General features: G+C 34.0%; 13 protein-coding genes and 1 tRNA gene. 1 reads left to right on the forward strand and 13 read right to left on the reverse strand.

Annotated features, from left to right (window positions below; translation table 11 throughout):
• Positions 1–55 precede the first annotated feature (55 nt).
• Together ACHRVZ_RS19155 and ACHRVZ_RS19160 are read right to left on the reverse strand one after the other, a co-directional pair.
• The gene (locus ACHRVZ_RS19155; RefSeq protein WP_395424493.1) at positions 56–1,009 is read right to left on the reverse strand and encodes an AAA family ATPase; all 954 of its coding nucleotides are present in this window, start codon (positions 1,007–1,009) and stop codon (positions 56–58) included.
• A 78-nt stretch (positions 1,010–1,087) separates the two neighbouring features.
• Positions 1,088–2,521: a peptidylprolyl isomerase gene (locus ACHRVZ_RS19160; protein WP_395424494.1), complete on the reverse strand. Its 1,434-nt coding sequence runs from the start codon at positions 2,519–2,521 to the stop codon at positions 1,088–1,090.
• Between the two features lie 355 nt (positions 2,522–2,876).
• Here ACHRVZ_RS19160 and ACHRVZ_RS19165 point away from each other — a divergent pair, with 355 nt between their 5' ends.
• Positions 2,877–4,466 (forward strand): peptide chain release factor 3, encoded by a 1,590-nt coding sequence (locus ACHRVZ_RS19165; protein ID WP_395424495.1) that lies wholly within the window; start codon positions 2,877–2,879, stop codon positions 4,464–4,466.
• Between the two features lie 71 nt (positions 4,467–4,537).
• On the opposite strand, the gene ACHRVZ_RS19170 is transcribed toward ACHRVZ_RS19165, so the two are convergent.
• From ACHRVZ_RS19170 to ACHRVZ_RS19220, 11 genes are all read right to left on the reverse strand, one after another.
• Positions 4,538–5,278 (reverse strand): hypothetical protein, encoded by a 741-nt coding sequence (locus ACHRVZ_RS19170; protein ID WP_395424497.1) that lies wholly within the window; start codon positions 5,276–5,278, stop codon positions 4,538–4,540.
• Between the two features lie 369 nt (positions 5,279–5,647).
• A complete protein-coding gene (locus ACHRVZ_RS19175; protein ID WP_072959407.1) occupies positions 5,648–5,959 on the reverse strand; it encodes a DUF3467 domain-containing protein in 312 nt (103 codons plus the stop codon).
• Between the two features lie 10 nt (positions 5,960–5,969).
• Entirely contained in the window at positions 5,970–10,280 is a 4,311-nt protein-coding gene (rpoC, locus tag ACHRVZ_RS19180) for a DNA-directed RNA polymerase subunit beta' (RefSeq protein WP_395424498.1), read from the reverse strand.
• Positions 10,281–10,552: 272 nt separating this feature from the next.
• Positions 10,553–14,365: a DNA-directed RNA polymerase subunit beta gene (gene rpoB, locus ACHRVZ_RS19185; protein ID WP_395424500.1), complete on the reverse strand. Its 3,813-nt coding sequence runs from the start codon at positions 14,363–14,365 to the stop codon at positions 10,553–10,555.
• 261 nt (positions 14,366–14,626) lie between these two features.
• Positions 14,627–14,998 (reverse strand): 50S ribosomal protein L7/L12, encoded by a 372-nt coding sequence (gene rplL / locus ACHRVZ_RS19190; RefSeq protein WP_007807437.1) that lies wholly within the window; start codon positions 14,996–14,998, stop codon positions 14,627–14,629.
• Between the two features lie 90 nt (positions 14,999–15,088).
• Positions 15,089–15,592 carry a 50S ribosomal protein L10 gene (rplJ, locus tag ACHRVZ_RS19195; RefSeq protein WP_041517376.1) on the reverse strand — a complete coding sequence of 168 codons (504 nt, stop codon included), beginning with the start codon at positions 15,590–15,592 and terminating at the stop codon, positions 15,089–15,091.
• Positions 15,593–15,614: 22 nt separating this feature from the next.
• The gene (gene rplA / locus ACHRVZ_RS19200) at positions 15,615–16,304 is read right to left on the reverse strand and encodes a 50S ribosomal protein L1 (RefSeq protein ID WP_007807440.1); all 690 of its coding nucleotides are present in this window, start codon (positions 16,302–16,304) and stop codon (positions 15,615–15,617) included.
• Between the two features lie 13 nt (positions 16,305–16,317).
• Positions 16,318–16,755: a 50S ribosomal protein L11 gene (gene rplK, locus ACHRVZ_RS19205; protein WP_166919979.1), complete on the reverse strand. Its 438-nt coding sequence runs from the start codon at positions 16,753–16,755 to the stop codon at positions 16,318–16,320.
• A gap of 67 nt (positions 16,756–16,822) precedes the next feature.
• Positions 16,823–17,374: a transcription termination/antitermination protein NusG gene (nusG, locus tag ACHRVZ_RS19210; protein WP_271334895.1), complete on the reverse strand. Its 552-nt coding sequence runs from the start codon at positions 17,372–17,374 to the stop codon at positions 16,823–16,825.
• A gap of 10 nt (positions 17,375–17,384) precedes the next feature.
• The gene (gene secE / locus ACHRVZ_RS19215) at positions 17,385–17,582 is read right to left on the reverse strand and encodes a preprotein translocase subunit SecE (RefSeq protein WP_041517377.1); all 198 of its coding nucleotides are present in this window, start codon (positions 17,580–17,582) and stop codon (positions 17,385–17,387) included.
• 18 nt (positions 17,583–17,600) lie between these two features.
• Positions 17,601–17,671 (reverse strand) — tRNA-Trp (locus ACHRVZ_RS19220).
• Between the last annotated feature and the right edge of the window lie 17 nt (positions 17,672–17,688).

The following is a 17,688-nucleotide window of genomic DNA, read 5'->3' on the forward strand; positions in this document are numbered from 1 at the left end:
GAAAGCCTAATAGATTTTTACATCTATTAGGCTTTTTATATTTTTTATACAAAACTTACATTAGTTTCTGAATAATAATCTCTTCTGTTATTCCTTCAGCATCTGCTTTGTAGTTTTTAATAATTCTATGTCTCAAAATTCCGGTTGCTACTGCTTTAACATCTTCAATATCCGGAGAAAATTTGCCATTAAAAGCGGCATGTGCTTTTGCTGCCAAAATTAGGTTTTGAGAGGCTCTTGGCCCTGCTCCCCAATCTAAATAATTCTTAACAAAATCATTTGACAAAGCATTATCAGGACGTGTTTTACTAACTAAAGTTACCGCATATTCAATTACATTATCAGCAACAGGAATTCTACGAATCAAATGTTGAAAATCGATAATTTCCTGAGCTGTAAACAATGGATTTATAGTTGTTTTAGCGTCAGAAGTTGTACGTTTTACAACTTGTACTTCTTCTTCAAAAGTTGGATATTCCAGTTTGATTGCAAACATAAAACGATCTAACTGAGCTTCCGGTAAAGGATATGTTCCTTCTTGCTCAATTGGGTTTTGTGTTGCTAAAACAAAGTATGGTAAATCTAATTTATAGTTTTGCCCTGCAATTGTTACTGAACGTTCCTGCATTGCTTCAAGCAAAGCTGCTTGCGTTTTAGGTGGAGTTCTATTAATCTCATCGGCCAGAATTATATTCGAAAAAATTGGCCCTTTGATGAATTTAAACTGTCTGTTTTCGTCTAAAATTTCACTACCTAAAATATCAGAAGGCATTAAATCCGGAGTAAACTGAATTCTTTTAAAATCTAAACCTAAAGCCTGAGACAAAGTATTTATCATTAATGTTTTTGCCAAACCCGGAACACCAATTAACAGGGCATGTCCACCTGAAAATATACAAAGTAAAATTTGATCTACAACTGCATCTTGGCCTACAATAATTTTTGCTATTTCGTTTTTTAATTCATTTCGTTTTTGAACTAAATTATGAATTGCTGCTACGTCAGACATTTAAGTATGTTTTTAAATTTAAAAAGAGTTAGCTCTATGAATTCATAAAACTAACTCTTTTTATTTATTTAATAAAAATTATTTTTTCAACCAATTGTATACAAAATTACAATCTCTGTACTCTCCAACAATTTTAATATAAGTATCTTTTATTTTAGTATCAAACCACTTTGAGATTGTTGTGATTTGTTTTTCTTTCAATGCTAATTCTTTAATTTTCGTATAATCTTTAGCGTAATCTGCAACGTGCTGATCAATTCTATTGGTAACTGTAATTAACTTATAAGTCTTTTTACCTTTATCGTCTGTATTTAAAATTGGCTGAGAAACTTCATCGTCTTTTAAATTCGAAACCTGTCCGTATAAAGTAGGATCCATTTTTGTCAATTCAAAACGTGTATCCTGAGTATTAGGATTCACTAAAGTTCCTCCATTTGCTCTTGTTTCTTTTTCATCAGATTCTGTTCTCGCAGCATCTGCAAAAGAAATTTCTTTGCTAATAATCTTATTTCTGATATTTGTAATTCTTTCTTTAGCATCTTTTAATGCATTTTCAGAAACAGTTGGTGCAATTAATATATGACGCAATTCAACTTCTTGTCCTTTTATTTTATCTACCATAATAATATGATATCCAAAAATAGTTTTAAAAGGATCTGAAATTTCTCCTTCGCCTAAACTAAAAGCAACATCTTTAAACTCTTTTACGAAAGGAGTTTTTCTTGTCATTTTATAAAAACCTCCGTTTGGTGAGGATGCTGGATCTTGGGAATACAAAACTGCTTTTGTTGCAAAGCTAGATCCTTCTAATACCTCTTTTTTGATTGCATTTAATCTGTCAATTACCTTTTGTTCGTCTTCTTTCGAAACTTTAGGTTCTACAACAATCTGTGCAACTTCCATTTCTGCTCCAAAAGTTGGCAACTCATCTTTCGGTATTTTTTTAAAGAAATTACGAACTTCTTCTGGTGTAATTTCTACAGCATCAACAATTTTCTTCGTCATCTCTTGAGCTAATTTTTGCTCTTTTAATATGTCAGCAAAATAAGTTTTAAACTCTTCTACTGAATTCTTTTTGTAATAAGCGACAACTTTATTGATATCTCCAACTTGTTGAAGCATATAATTCAATCGTTCATCCATCATTCCTTTAACTTCGGCATCACTAACAACAATACTATCCTGAATTGCCTGATGTGCGTAAAGCTTATCTTCTAAAAGTTTTCCAAGCATTTGGCATCTTGTAATATCTTTTATAGAACCTCCTTGGCTTGAAATTTCTAAATATCCCTTGTCAATATCAGAATCTAAAACAATATAATCTCCAACATTTGCAATAATACCGTCAATTTTTAGTTTCTGCCCTGAAGGCACAACTCCAACCGGTTTCTTAGCTACTGAATCCTTAATGACTTCCTGAGCCGAAATAATTGAGCTGAAAAAAAATAAAAAACACATTGTCAACACTAACTTGAAATCAATTGTTTTTAGCGGTAATTTTTTTAATAACATTATTTTAAATTTAATTTGAATGTAAAGATCTTGCTTTAGAATTTCGTTTTAAACCAAAATCATTTTAAAATGCATCTCCAATGAATAAACCTGAAAACACTAAATAATTAAGATCTAGTTCTTTTTAACTTATAACGAACAAAAATAACAATTCAATTACATAATACAACTATCGGCTATACTATTAACAAAAAATTATATGCATTATTAAAACGAATACAGCAAAAAGAAATTTCTAAAGGATTTTTAATAGCAATTTCAGTCAGAAACCAATCCTGCAATACTAAAAACAGAAACTTATTTATTTTTAAATGGCAGTAATTAATAGTACTTTTGCAACCTATTTATACGAAATATGAGCTTTTTAAAAGAAATACAACGCAGAAGAACATTTGGAATTATATCGCATCCCGATGCCGGTAAAACAACATTAACTGAAAAATTATTGTTGTTTGGAGGCGCTATTCAGGAAGCGGGTGCCGTAAAAAATAATAAAATTAAAAAAGGAGCAACGAGTGATTTCATGGAAATCGAACGCCAAAGAGGTATTTCGGTTTCAACCTCTGTACTTGCTTTTAATTATAAAGACAAAAAAATCAATATTCTTGATACGCCCGGACACAAGGATTTTGCAGAAGACACTTTTAGAACTTTAACGGCTGTTGATAGTGTTATCGTGGTAATTGATGTTGCAAAAGGGGTTGAGGAACAAACTGAAAAATTAGTTGCAGTTTGTAGAATGCGTAACATTCCGATGATTGTTTTTATCAATAAATTAGACCGTGAAGGAAAAGATGCTTTTGACTTAATGGATGAAGTAGAACAAAAATTAGGTCTAACCGTTACGCCTTTAAGTTTTCCAATAGGAATGGGTTATGATTTTCAGGGAATTTATAATCTATGGGAACAAAACATCAATCTTTTTAGTGGAGACAGTAGAAAAAATATTGAAGAAACAATTGCTTTTTCTGATGTTCAAAATCCTGAATTAGAAAAAATAATTGGTCAGAAACCAGCAGACAGATTACGTGAAGAACTAGAACTAATTGATGAAGTTTATCCTAAATTTGATCGTCAGGATTATTTAGATGGAAAACTTCAACCAGTATTTTTTGGTTCGGCTTTAAATAATTTTGGAGTACGCGAATTATTAGATTGTTTTGTATCTATCGCTCCTTCTCCACGACCAAAAGATTCTGAAACTCGTTTAGTAGATCCTACTGAAGAGAAAATGACTGGATTTGTATTTAAAATTCACGCTAATATGGATCCAAAACACCGAGATCGTTTAGCATTTATCAAAATAGTTTCAGGAACTTTCGAAAGAAACAAACCTTATTATCACGTTCGTCAAAAGAAAAATTTAAAATTTTCAAGTCCGAATGCCTTTTTTGCTGAGAAAAAAGAAATTGTAGACATTTCATATCCTGGTGACATTGTAGGTTTGCATGATACCGGAAACTTTAAAATTGGTGATACTTTAACTGAAGGTGAAATAATGAGTTTCAAAGGAATCCCAAGTTTCTCTCCAGAGCACTTTAGATACATCAACAATGCCGATCCTATGAAAGCAAAACAGCTTGACAAAGGTATCGATCAGTTAATGGATGAAGGTGTAGCGCAGTTATTTACACTTGAAATGAATAATCGTAAAGTAATTGGAACTGTTGGAGCTCTTCAATATGAGGTTATTCAATATCGTCTGGAACATGAATATGGTGCAAAATGTACTTATGAAAACTTCCCTGTTCATAAAGCATGTTGGGTAAAACCTGATGATGCTAAAAACAATGAATTTAAAGAATTCAAACGTATCAAACAAAAATTCTTAGCACACGATAAATACGGTCAACTGGTATTTTTGGCTGATTCTGATTTTACAATTCAAATGACACAAAGTAAATACCCTAGTGTAAAATTATTCTTCACATCAGAGTTTGAATAATATTTCGTCCAAAAGATAAAACCATAAAAAGACCGTCTAAACTTATTTAGACGGTCTTTTAATTTAAAATATTACTTGTCCTTAATATAATTAATTCCTAATCCTCCGGCAATCATAATTTTAGTAAGCTCATCTTCAGCAATGATTATATCTTGCAATAATATATTATTCTTAACTGACTCTACGGCAAAAGGGATCTCTTTTGAAAGATAATAATCATCTCCCGTAATGGTAATCATAAAACTTTTGCTGTTTTTTAAAACTTGTACAGGAATTGAAAATTCGCCAGTTTTAGAATTTGTCCTAAATGTTCTTCCTGAACCATTAATTTCAAGTACCAAGTTTGGGTAATCTTTACTGGCAAATGGTTTATTCGTTTTAGCATCTAGTAATTTTCCCTTGACGGTTATCAACAATTCTTTATCAACGTTATGATTATAGGCTACTTTACCCATTAAATAATTGCCAGGTTTTGGAGAGCTTATTTCAGTTTTAACCATTGTTTTTTCTTGCCCAACAACATTAGAAGCTAATAAAATTGATGCGGCTACTGCTGCATATTTCAAATTATTAATTTTAGAAATTTCATTATATTCAAACTCCTGCTCTAATTGTGTTACTCTCAAACGCGCACAAATACTTACATCTTTAGTTTCTGCAATAAATTTAGCCACTTCAGAATTTGATTTCTTGCTTAAATCAATAACGTTTTTTGCACATGAGTTACAAAAAGAACCAGTTGCACTTGGAATCATTTTATTAAAATTTTCTGAACAAGGGCTTGCTATCTCTAAAGTGAATTTATTTTTCATGTTGTACTTTTTTAAATTTAAAATCTTTTGCAGATTCTTATTACTTAAATAGAGTACATTTTTAATAAAAAGGTTGGGAAGACACGAAAATTGATTTTAACACCGATAGTGTTTCTGTCTCAGAACTAAACCAGTAATCATAAAAAAAGCGCTAATTTATAATTAGCGCTTTTTTTTAATTTGAATTAATCCAACCTTACTAGTTATTATATTCCAAAAATTAATCTTTTCTATTAGGAGAAACCAAAGTAGAAAAATAGAATTAAAATAAAAAATTTAGTCGATGAAAGTAGACCTAAATCAGTTGAAATACATCTCTGTCATTATTGCTATAAAACAAAAAAGCCCCATTAAATGGGGCTTTTAATTTTATGCTTGTCCTGCCGGACCAAAATTAAGCGGTATTGGCGCTTGTTCTGTCTCTTTGATTTCGCCATGGGCTGCCTCAAAACGATGAATGTTTTCACCAATTGCTTTTAATAATCTTTTAGCATGTTGTGGTGTCAAGACAATTCTTGACTTTACCTTGGCTTTAGGAATACCTGGCATAATGCTTACAAAATCTAAAACAAACTCTGATGATGAGTGATTGATAATTGCAAGATTAGAATAAATTCCCTCTGCAATAGTTTCGTCTAACTCAATATTAATTTGCTCTTGTTGTTGTTTCGGATTACTCATAGTTTCCTAATTAATAAATATATTCTTCTTTATTAGCCATCATTTCATTGTAATCATCTTTAGATCCTACGATAGTATTATCGTATTCTCTCATACCAGTTCCCGCAGGAATTCTGTGTCCAACAATTACATTTTCTTTCAATCCTTCTAAATCATCTACTTTACCAGCTACAGCAGCTTCGTTAAGTACTTTTGTTGTCTCTTGGAAAGAAGCAGCAGAGATGAATGATTTAGTTTGTAGCGAAGCTCTTGTAATACCTTGTAAAACTGGCGTTGCAGTTGCAGTAATTACATCTCTAGCTACAACTAGATTTTTATCATTTCGTTTCAACAATGAGTTTTCATCACGTAAATCACGAGGAGAAATAATTTGACCTGGTTTCAATACAGCAGAATCTCCAGCGTCTTCAACTACTTTCATACCGTATAATTTATCGTTTTGAACGATGAAATCTTTAGTGTGAATTAATTGATCTTCTAGGAATAATGTATCTCCTGGATCTTGAACTCTTACTTTACGCATCATTTGACGAATAACTACCTCAAAGTGCTTGTCATTAATTTTTACCCCTTGTAAACGGTATACCTCTTGAATTTCATTTACCAAGTACTGTTGAACAGCAGCCGGACCTTGAATTCTTAAGATGTCGTCTGGTGTAATTGCACCGTCAGACAATGGCACTCCTGCTCTTACGAAGTCATTTTCTTGTACTAAGATTTGGCTAGAAAGTTTAACTAAATACTTTTTAATCTCACCAAATTTAGATTCGATAACAATTTCACGGTTACCTCTTTTGATTTTTCCAAAAGAAACAACACCGTCAATTTCAGAAACAACTGCTGGGTTTGAAGGGTTACGAGCCTCAAGCAACTCAGTAATTCTTGGTAAACCTCCCGTGATATCGCCTGCTTTAGAAGAACGACGTGGAATTTTTACTAATACTTTACCTGCTTTAATTTTCTCACCGTTCTCAACCATAAGGTGTGCCCCTACTGGTAAGTTATACGAACGAATCAATTCACCTTCTTTACCGTAAACCAATAAAGTTGGGATTAATTTTTTATTTCTTGCTTCAGAAATTACTTTTTCCTGGAAACCTGTTTGCTCATCGATTTCAACCATGAACGATTGTCCTTGCTCTAAATCCTCGTAAGCAATCTTACCAGTAAATTCAGAAACAATTACACCATTATATGGATCCCACTTACAGATCACAGATCCTTTAGTAACTACTTCACCATCCTTAACAAAAATACTAGATCCGTAAGGAATGTTGTGTGTATTTAAAACGATTCCAGTTTTCTCATCAACTAATTTTAATTCAGTTGAACGTGATACTACGATATCTACCGCATTACCTTCACTGTCTTCACCTTTTACAGTTTTCAAATCTTCAATCTCAAGTCTACCGTTGAATCTTGTAACAATACTAGACTCTTCAGAAATACCTCCAGCAACCCCTCCAACGTGGAACGTACGAAGTGTTAACTGTGTACCTGGCTCTCCAATAGACTGAGCTGCAATAACTCCGACAGCTTCACCTCTTTGTGTCATCTTACCAGTAGCTAAGTTTCTACCGTAACATTTAGCACAAATACCTTTTAAAGCCTCACAAGTTAATGGAGATCTAACCTCTACTTTTTCAATCGGAGAAGCTTCGATAACTCTCATGATTGCTTCAGTAATTTGTTGTCCAGATTGAACCAGAACTTCATTAGTAAGAGGATTAATAACATCTTGCAATGCAACACGTCCTAAAATTCTTTCTCCTAAAGATTCAACAACTTCCTCATTTTTCTTCAATGCAGAAACTTCAACACCTCTTAAAGTACCACAATCTTCGATGTTTACAATAACATCTTGTGATACGTCATGAAGCCTTCTTGTCAAGTATCCGGCATCGGCAGTTTTAAGAGCCGTATCCGCAAGTCCTTTACGAGCACCGTGAGTAGAAATGAAGTACTCAAGGATCGAAAGACCTTCCTTAAAGTTAGAAAGAATCGGGTTTTCAATAATCTCACCACCACCAGCAGTAGATTTTTTAGGCTTAGCCATCAAACCACGCATACCAGTTAACTGACGAATCTGTTCCTTAGAACCCCTCGCTCCAGAGTCAAGCATCATATATACAGAGTTGAAACCTTGTTGGTCTTCTCTAATATTTTTCATTGCTAATTCTGTCAACTGAGCATTTGCTGAAGTCCATACGTCAATAACTTGGTTGTAACGTTCGTTATTGGTAATAAGACCCATGTTATAATTCACAGAAATACCTTCAACTTGCTCTCTGGCATCTGCAATTAATTTAGTTTTTTGTTCTGGAATTCTAATATCACCTAAAGAGAATGATAAACCTCCTCTAAATGCAAATTTATACCCCATATCTTTCATATTATCCAAGAAAGCTGCCGTTGTAGGTACATCAGTCACACTTAAAATGTGTCCAATAATATCTCTAAGGTTTTTCTTAGTCAATACATCATTGATATATCCAGCTGCTTCAGGTACTACTTCATTAAATAATACACGTCCTGCAGTTGTTTGAATAATTTTAAACACCAATTCTCCAGCGTCATTAAAATCTTTTGCTCTGATTCTTACACGAGCATTCAATTCTAATCTTCCTTCGTTTAATGCAATATTTACTTCTTCAGCAGAATAGAATGTTAAGTCTTGACCTAAAATAATGTGTTCTGGTGTTGAGATACGCTCTTTGGTCATATAATATAGACCCAAGACCATATCCTGAGAAGGTACCGTAATTGGAGCACCGTTTGCAGGATTCAGGATATTGTGAGAAGCCAACATTAATAATTGTGCCTCTAAAATAGCTTCTGGTCCTAATGGCAAGTGAACTGCCATCTGATCCCCATCAAAATCGGCGTTGAAAGCCGTACATACTAATGGGTGCAATTGGATCGCTTTTCCTTCAATTAATTTTGGCTGGAAAGCTTGAATACCAAGTCTGTGTAACGTAGGAGCACGGTTAAGTAACACTGGGTGTCCTTTAATTACATTTTCAAGGATATCCCAAACTACAGGCTCTTTTTTGTCTATGATTTTCTTAGCAGATTTTACTGTTTTAACAATACCTCTTTCAATCAATTTACGGATAACGAAAGGTTTGTATAATTCAGATGCCATATCTTTTGGCAATCCACATTCGAATAATTTTAATTCAGGACCAACAACAATTACCGAACGAGCAGAATAATCCACACGTTTTCCAAGTAAGTTTTGACGGAAACGTCCTTGCTTACCTTTTAAGGAATCAGATAATGATTTTAATGGTCTGTTAGATTCTGTTTTAACAGCAGAAGCTTTACGAGTGTTATCAAATAATGAATCTACAGATTCCTGTAACATACGTTTCTCGTTTCTTAAGATAACTTCTGGAGCTTTAATCTCCATTAATCTTTTCAAACGGTTGTTACGGATGATTACACGACGGTATAAATCATTTAAATCTGAAGTTGCAAAACGACCTCCATCAAGTGGCACAAGCGGACGTAATTCTGGTGGAATAACAGGAACCACTTTCATAATCATCCATTCTGGACGATTTTCGCGGTTTAAGTTAGACTCACGGAAAGACTCAACAACTTGTAATCTTTTTAAAGCTTCAGTTTTACGTTGTTTAGATGTTTCGTTATTAGCACTGTGTCTCAATTGGTAAGACAACTCATCTAAATCGATACGTGCTAATAAATCCATAATACACTCTGCTCCCATTTTGGCAACAAATTTATTAGGATCCATATCATCTAAATATTGATTTTCTTGCGGAAGAGTATCTAAAATATTCAAATATTCCTCTTCAGTTAAGAAATCTAATCTTTGTAATGATTCTCCATCTGCATTTTTAGCAATACCAGCTTGAATTACTACATATCTTTCGTAGTAAATGATCATATCTAATTTCTTAGATGGAAGACCAAGGATATAACCAATTTTGTTTGGAAGAGAACGGAAGTACCAGATGTGAGCAATTGGCACAACAAGGTTGATGTGTCCTACTCTGTCACGACGTACTTTTTTCTCTGTAACTTCAACACCACAACGGTCACAGATGATACCTTTGTAACGAATTCTTTTATATTTACCACAAGCACATTCAAAATCCTTAACAGGTCCGAAGATTCTTTCGCAAAAAAGTCCGTCACGTTCTGGTTTGTGAGTTCTGTAGTTAATTGTTTCTGGTTTCAACACCTCTCCTCTTGATTCTTTCAAGATAGATTCTGGTGAAGCTAATCCAATCGAGATTTTGTTAAATCTTTTAACCGGATTTTTATCTTTATTATTATTTCTATTATTCATCATAGTTTTTACTATTGATTTATCTGCAATTAAAAAATTGATTTTAACTTATAACCTTCTCTTTAAAAAGAGTAAAACCATCAAGTCACTACCACGGATTACTTCTCTAAACTTCAAACGTCGATTTTGAAGTGCTAATTACAAACCTTAAAGGTTTAAGTAAAAAATCGGAACGGGTTACGGGTATAAATCCTAAAAACTTTATTTTAATAAACAGCTTCAGTCTCAGCTTTCAGTGTTGAACTGAATACTGAGACTGTAACTGAAAACTTTATTTATTCTTCTAAACGAATGTCAAGTCCAAGACCTTTTAATTCATGCATTAATACATTGAATGATTCAGGTAATCCTGGTTCTGGCATAGACTCTCCCTTAACGATAGCTTCGTAAGTTTTAGCTCTACCAATAACGTCATCCGACTTAACTGTTAAGATTTCACGAAGTGTACTTGATGCTCCATAAGCCTCAAGTGCCCAAACCTCCATCTCTCCAAAACGCTGACCTCCAAATTGAGCTTTACCTCCAAGTGGCTGTTGTGTAATCAACGAGTATGGTCCGATAGAACGTGCGTGCATCTTATCATCAACCATGTGTCCTAATTTAAGCATGTAAATTACACCCACAGTTGCAGCTTGATGGAAACGCTCTCCAGTACCACCATCATAAAGGTGTGTATGTCCGAAACGTGGCACTCCAGCCTCATCAGTCAAAGCATTGATTTGATCTAAAGAAGCACCATCAAAAATTGGAGTAGCAAATTTTCTACCTAAATTTTGTCCAGCCCATCCAAGAACAGTCTCATAAATCTGACCAATGTTCATACGTGAAGGTACCCCCAGTGGATTCAATACGATATCTACCGGTGTTCCGTCTTCAAGGAAAGGCATATCTTCATGACGAACGATTCTTGCAACAATACCTTTGTTACCGTGACGTCCTGCCATTTTATCCCCTACTTTCAACTTACGTTTTTTAGCGATATAAATTTTCGCTAATTTCAAGATTCCAGATGGTAATTCATCTCCAACTGTAATAGTGAATTTTTCTCTTCTTAAAGATCCTTGTAAGTCATTCAGCTTAATTTTATAGTTATGAATTAAATCATTCACCATTTTATTAGTAGCATCATCAGCAACCCATTGACCTTTGCTTAAGTGAGCAAAATCTTCTACTGCGTAAAGCATTTTTTGAGTATATTTTTTACCTTTTGGTAAAACTTCTTCACCCAAATCATTCATTACACCTTGAGATGTTTTTCCGTTTACGATCAAGAATAATTTCTCAACCAATCTGTCTTTTAATTCAACAAATTTAGTTTCGAATTCCATTTCTAAAGCACCTAAAGCATCTTTATCCTGAGTACGTTTACGTTTATCTTTTACGGCTCTTGCAAATAATTTTTTATCAAGAACTACACCGTGTAAAGATGGAGAAGCTTTTAATGAAGCATCTTTTACATCACCTGCTTTATCCCCAAAGATTGCGCGAAGCAATTTCTCTTCCGGAGTAGGATCTGATTCTCCTTTTGGTGTAATTTTTCCGATCAAAATGTCGCCAGGTTTAACCTCTGCTCCAATTCTGATCATACCGTTTTCATCTAAATCTTTAGTAGCTTCTTCAGAAACGTTAGGAATATCGTTTGTTAACTCTTCATTTCCTAACTTAGTATCTCTAACCTCTAATGAATAATCATCAACGTGGATAGAAGTAAAAATATCATCACGAACTACTTTTTCAGAAATTACAATCGCATCCTCGAAGTTGTACCCTTTCCATGGCATGAACGCAACTTTTAAGTTTCTACCTAAAGCTAATTCACCATTTTGAGTCGCATATCCTTCAGATAATACTTGTCCAGGAATAACTCTGTCACCTTTTCTTACGATTGGCTTCAAGTTAATACTAGTACCTTGATTGGTTTTTCTAAATTTAATTAAATTATACGTTTTCTCATCAGCATCAAAACTAACCATTCTCTCGTCTTCAGTACGATCGTATTTAATAGTAATGATATTAGCATCAACATATTCAACAGTTCCATGCCCTTCAGCATTGATTAATACTCTTGAATCTGAAGCTACCTGACGCTCTAAACCTGTACCAACGATTGGTGCTTCCGGACGGATCAAAGGAACCGCCTGACGCATCATGTTAGATCCCATCAAGGCTCTATTCGCATCATCATGTTCCAAGAAAGGAATCAATGAAGCCGAAATCGAAGCAATTTGGTTAGGTGCAACGTCTGTATAATGAACTACAGATGGCTCAACAACCGGGAAGTCACCTTCCTCACGAGCAATAACATTGCTTGCTGTAATTTTACCATTTTCATCCATTTCAATGTTTGCCTGAGCAATCATTTTTCCTTCTTCTTCTTCAGCACTTAAGTAAATTGGAGTACTTTCTAAATCAACTACACCATTAGTTACTTTACGGTATGGAGTTTCAATGAATCCCATTCCGTTAACTTTTGCATAAACACCAAGAGATGAAATCAAACCAATGTTTGGTCCCTCTGGAGTTTCAATCGGACATAAACGACCATAGTGTGTATAGTGAACGTCACGAACCTCAAATCCAGCTCTCTCTCTCGAAAGTCCACCTGGTCCAAGTGCAGAAAGTCTTCTTTTGTGTGTAATCTCAGCTAATGGATTCGTTTGATCCATAAATTGAGATAACTGGTTAGTACCAAAGAAAGAGTTGATAACCGATGATAATGTTTTAGCATTAATCAAATCGATTGGTGTAAACACCTCGTTATCTCTAACGTTCATTCTCTCACGGATAGTTCTAGCCATACGTGCTAAACCTACACCGAATTGTTGAGACAATTGTTCTCCAACTGTTCTAACACGACGGTTTGATAAGTGATCAATATCATCAATCTCTGCTTTAGAGTTAATTAATTCGATCAAATATTTTACAATGGTAATGATATCTTCTTTGGTAAGCACTTGCTTTTCCATAGGAATATCCAAACCAAGTTTTTTGTTCATTCTGTAACGACCAACTTCACCTAAGTTATAACGTTGATCAGAGAAGAACAATTTATCTATAATACCACGAGCAGTTTCTTCATCAGGCGGTTCTGCATTACGCAATTGTCTGTAAATATGCTCAACAGCTTCTTTTTCAGAGTTTGTTGGATCTTTTTGTAACGTGTTGTGGATAATAGCATAATCAGCTTGGTTATTATCCTCTTTGTGTAACAAAATAGATTTAACGTTAGAATCGATGATTTCTTCAACATTATCTTTGTCGATAATTGTATCACGATCAAGGATGATTTCGTTACGCTCGATAGAAACTACCTCACCGGTATCTTCATCAACGAAATCCTCGTGCCATGTATTCAATACACGCGCAGCAAGTCTTCTTCCAATATATTTCTTAATACCAGTTTTAGAAACTTTAATTTCCTCTGCTAAGTCGAAAATTTCAAGGATATCCTTATCTCTTTCGAATCCAATTGCACGGAATAAAGTTGTTACAGGTAATTTTTTCTTTCTATCGATATAAGCGTACATTACGCTGTTAATATCTGTAGAAAATTCTATCCAAGAACCTTTAAAAGGAATTACTCTGGCAGAATAAAGTTTTGTTCCATTTGCATGGAATGATTGTCCAAAGAAAACCCCAGGAGAACGGTGTAGCTGAGATACTACTACACGCTCAGCACCATTGATAACAAAAGTACCGCTTGGAGTCATGTAAGGTATTGTTCCAAGATAAACGTCTTGTACAATAGTTTCAAAATCTTCGTGTTCTGGATCTGTACAGTATAGTTTTAACCTTGCTTTTAAAGGCACACTATAAGTAAGACCTCTTTCTATACATTCTTGAATTGTATAACGTGGCGGATCAACAAAATAATCTAGGAATTCCAATACAAAGTTATTTCTTGTATCTGTAATTGGGAAGTTTTCCATGAAGGTGTTGTATAACCCTTCGTTGCCTCTTTCGTCAGATTTCGTTTCTAATTGAAAGAAATCTTTAAAAGATTTAACCTGAACATCTAGAAAATCTGGATAGTCAGGGATATTTTTTGTAGAGGCAAAATTCAATCTTTCAGTCTGATTTGTTATCATCAATGGACAAAATTTTGATTAAAAAAAAGTAATTTTTTTGTGTAAAACACACTGTTTAATCTATACTTTCTTATTATAATCAATACATCTTTAAAATAAACCAGTATAAGACAGTTTAATTTTTTTCTTCGTATTGATCAAAAACTTTTTCGTATTTTAAACTATTTGATAATAAAACTTGATCTATTTTATTATACGAAAAATGGTTTAGGTCATTGAGTTAACTCAAGACCTAAACCTAGTTCTTAAAACTGAGTTGAATTATTTAAGCTCAACTACAGCTCCAGCTTCTTCTAATGATTTTTTAAGACCTTCAGCCTCTTCTTTAGAAACACCTTCTTTAACGTTACTTGGAGCACCGTCAACTACATCTTTAGCTTCTTTCAAACCTAAACCTGTAAGTTCTTTTACTAATTTTACAACTGCTAATTTAGAAGCTCCAGCCTCTTTTAATACAACTGTAAATTCAGTTTGTGCTTCTTCAGCAGCACCTTCTCCACCACCAGCAGCAACTACTACAGCTGCAGCAGCAGGCTCGATACCATACTCGTCTTTTAATATTGTTGCTAATTCGTTAACTTCTTTAACTGTTAAGTTAACTAATTGTTCTGCGAATTGTTTCAAATCTGCCATTTTTTCTATCGTTTAAAATGATTTGTAAAATATAATTTATTTATTGTGCGCTAATTAAGCAACAAGGAATGAAATCCTTGCTTTGAATTATTATGCTTCAGCTTCTTCTTCGCTACCAGCGAATTTGTTTTGTAAAGCAGAAATAATTCTTTGTGCTGGTGATTGCAATAATCCAATAAGTTCTCCAAGAAGTTCTTCTTTAGATTTAATAGTTGCTAATGCATCTAATTGATCATCTCCAATATAAACTTCAGAATTAATATAAGCTCCTTTTAATACAGGTTTAGCCGATTTTTTTCTGAAATCTTTAATTATTTTTCCAGGTGCATTTGCAACATCTGAAATAAATATAGCACTATTACCAGTCAATACTGAAGGTAAATCACCATAGTCATTAGCAGAAGCTTCCATTGCTTTTGCAAGCAAAGTATTTTTTACAACCTCTAATTTAATACCTGCTTTAAAGCAAGCTCTTCTCAAGTTTGAAGTTGTTTCTGCATTTAATCCAGAAATATCAGATACATAAATAATATTTGTACCAGCTAACTGTGCAGTTAAATCTTCAATCGCGATTGATTTTTCTTCTCTAGTCATACTAAAAATTATTAACTACCAATTATACTGCTTTAGGGTCCAATGCAATTGCAGGACTCATAGTGCTTGTAAGGTGAATACCTTTAATGTAGGTACCTTTAGCAGCAGTTGGTTTAAGTTTGATTAATGTTTGAATAATTTCGTGTGCATTGTCATAAATTTGCTCAGCTCCAAAAGAAACTTTACCAATTCCTGCATGTACGATACCAGTTTTATCAACTTTAAAGTCAATTTTACCAGCTTTAACCTCTGCAACAGCTTTTGCAACATCCATAGTTACAGTACCTGTTTTAGGGTTTGGCATTAAACCTCTAGGTCCTAAAATACGACCTAATGGACCTAATTTACCCATAACAGCTGGCATCGTGATAATAACATCAACATCTGTCCAACCATCTTTAATTTTTTGTAAATAATCGTCAAGACCTACATAATCAGCTCCAGCTTCTTTAGCTTCCGCTTCTTTATCTGGAGTAACCAATGCTAATACTTTAACGTCTTTACCTGTTCCGTGAGGTAATGTAACTACACCTCTAACCATTTGATTCGCTTTTCTTGGATCTACACCCAAACGAACTGCGATATCAACAGACTCATCAAATTTTGCAGAAGCTATAACTTTAATCAATGCAGCTGCATCTTTCAAAGAGTATAGTTTGTTCTTTTCAATTTTTGAAGCAGCCTCTTTTTGCTTTTTTGTTAATTTTGCCATTTCTTTCTCTTAATTAAAAAGGAGCATCTCCTGATACAGTTATACCCATAGACCTAGCAGTTCCAGCAATCATGCTCATTGCAGCTTCGATTGTGAATGCATTTAAATCTACCATTTTATCTTCAGCAATTGCTTTGATAACATCCCAAGTAACACTAGCTACTTTTTTACGATTTGGTTCACCTGATCCAGACTTTAGCTTTGCAGCTTCCAATAATTGGACAGCAGCTGGAGGAGTTTTTACAACAAAATCAAATGATTTGTCTTTATACACAGTAATTTGTACTGGGCATATTTTGCCAGGTTTATCTTGTGTTCTAGCATTGAACTGCTTACAGAACTCCATGATATTAACCCCAGCAGCTCCTAAAGCAGGTCCAACCGGTGGCGACGGATTCGCAGCACCTCCCTTAACTTGTAGTTTAACTACCTTACTAATTTCTTTAGCCATTTTTTAAAAAATTTAACACCCTAATCATTGGAAGCGATTACAGTGGTTATTATAGATGTAACAAAAATTATACTTTTTCAACTTGCATAAAACTTAATTCTAATGGAGTTTTTCTTCCGAAAATTTTCACCATAACCTCAAGTTTACGCTTTTCATCATTTATTTTTTCAACTGTTCCATTAAATCCATTAAAAGGACCATCGATCACTTTAACAGTTTCACCTAAGTTGAAAGGAATAGCACGAGTATCTGTATTTACAGCTAACTCATCTACTTTACCTAACATTCTATTTACTTCAGAAAGTCTCAAAGGAACAGGTTCCCCACCTTTGATCTCACCTAAAAATCCAATTACACTAGTAATAGACTTAATAATATGAGGTATCTCACCAACCAAGTTAGCTTCGATCATAACATATCCAGGGAAATAAACTTTATCCTTAGACATTTTCTTTCCTTCTTTTACAGTAACTACTTTTTCCGTAGGTACTAAAACTTGGGAAACATAATCACCCATACCTAATCTGGCAATCTCAGTTTCGATATAAGCTTTGACTTTATTTTCTTGTCCGCTTACAGCTCTAACTACGTACCATTTTTTCACATTATTATCTGCCATCACAAAAAAATTATCCTTTTAACCAGTTAAAAAATCCAGCCAAAGCTTTTGCAAAAAATTCGTCTACTCCCCATGTTGCCAAGGCAAATAAAACCGAAAATACAGCCACAACAATTGTCAATTTTTGAACCTCAGCCCAAGCAGGCCAAGTAACATTTGACTTTAACTCTTCGAAAGCCTCTGATAAATAATTAGTAACTTTTGTCATTTGATATATTTTTTATTGCACGGGCGGAGGGATTCGAACCCCCATCAACGGTTTTGGAGACCGCTATTCTACCCTTGAACTACGCCCGTAATTAAAATTAAAAGCC

Origin of the sequence: Flavobacterium sp. FlaQc-57 (assembly GCF_044007395.1) — a bacterium.
Lineage (GTDB): Bacteria > Bacteroidota > Bacteroidia > Flavobacteriales > Flavobacteriaceae > Flavobacterium.